General features: G+C 61.7%; 2 protein-coding genes. Both read right to left on the reverse strand.

Going from position 1 to position 1,369, the window contains the following annotated elements:
- Positions 1–41: 41 nt before the first annotated feature.
- Positions 42–395: an RES family NAD+ phosphorylase gene (locus EV671_RS26540; protein WP_132576897.1), complete on the reverse strand. Its 354-nt coding sequence runs from the start codon at positions 393–395 to the stop codon at positions 42–44.
- A gap of 71 nt (positions 396–466) precedes the next feature.
- Positions 467–841, reverse strand: coding sequence for an antitoxin Xre/MbcA/ParS toxin-binding domain-containing protein (locus tag EV671_RS26545; protein ID WP_243655901.1), 375 nt, complete (start codon positions 839–841; stop codon positions 467–469).
- Positions 842–1,369: the final 528 nt, after the last annotated feature.

Below are 1,369 nucleotides of genomic sequence, written 5' to 3' on the forward strand. Positions count from 1 at the left end.
TGCGAGTCCCGTCCAATTCTTCGCGAGACAGCAGCCTTGACTCAACCTCGAATAGCTTGGGATCGCGAGCCGAAATCTACGCGGGACGTAACAGCCAGGCCAGCCGAATCAACGATGAAGCGATGGCGCCAATAGGCCAGTTCGGCGCATACCGTTTCCACCGAAGCCGCGCCGTACCAGATGCCGGCCTCGTTCGGACGCCGAAACCGCGACGCATAGGGTGATGTGTACCGAAACGGCGTGAACAGCAGGTAGTGAAGCCCCTCGCAGCCTTCAGGCAGCGGGGGCTTCGAGACCTCCAGCATCTCCTCCAACGCTTCGTGTTCGGCGCTCGAGTCGACCAGCCGCCAGGTGGCAGTCTGCGACTGGCTCTCCACCCCGCGCCAGGCAGCCATCTCTGCCGGTGCGCATCCCCGGAACCAGGCGGCTTCCCATGCGAATGGCGCCTGGACCGGAGGGGTTGCCATCAGATGGGCGCGCGCATGCCGTCAACGTAGGCCAGCGTGCGACCCAGCCCCTCAGCCGTGGCAATGAGCATAGCCGGTACGCCGTTCAGAGCTGTGTTGTGCGACGTCATCCAGGTTTTGCGCTTTGCAGCGTCGCCGCCTACCAGGGCGTCGAGCGAACGAAACACGCGCACAAGCATGAGGCTGAGTTGGCCCTCCTTGGAGGCGGGATCAATGCCACGCTCGCCTTTCAGGATGCGTGACACGGTCGGCTCACTGAACCCTACGGCCTGTGCCAACTCGCGGCCGTTCAAACCCAGGGCTTCGGCGGCACGTTGCGTGGCCTTGCCAAGCACATGGGTGCGATCAACTTCCATCACAGGACTGGCTTGCATCGCTCTTCCTTGCTGCCATTTGCTTTCTACGGAAATTATATTAACAGCAATCGCAATATTTTCATTGCTTGATGGCGCGAACGACCAACACGACCACCGGCCCGGGTGCGCGGACCATCCTGCAGTCTCGGGACAAAGGACGTGCCGAACTCCTTCAGCATTCAGAAAGCCGACAGCTCCACAGTTTTCCTGTCCGCGGTTCTTTTGGGGTGAGGCACCGGTCCCGCAGTCGGGCGCGGCTGGAGGTGCCCGCAGGCGCCCAGGCCCCCACTTGCGCTCACGGTGAACTGTCAGGGCTGCTTCGTCTTCTTAGCCCAACAGCTTCGCTCAAGACATCGAGCATTGGAGTGGCAAGGAGTTCCCGATCCAAGGGCCGCCGGCGAGATGCCGCCATCTGCTCAGAGAGCGTTGCTTTGGCACGGTTGAAGTGCCGGGTGTTACGTCCCGCGTAGATTTCGGCTCGCGATCCCAAGCTATTCGAGGTTGAGTCAAGGCTGCTGTCTCGCGAAGAATTGGACGGGACTCGCA

This window comes from Roseateles saccharophilus (genome assembly GCF_004342485.1).
GTDB classification, from domain to species: domain Bacteria; phylum Pseudomonadota; class Gammaproteobacteria; order Burkholderiales; family Burkholderiaceae_C; genus Pelomonas; species Pelomonas saccharophila.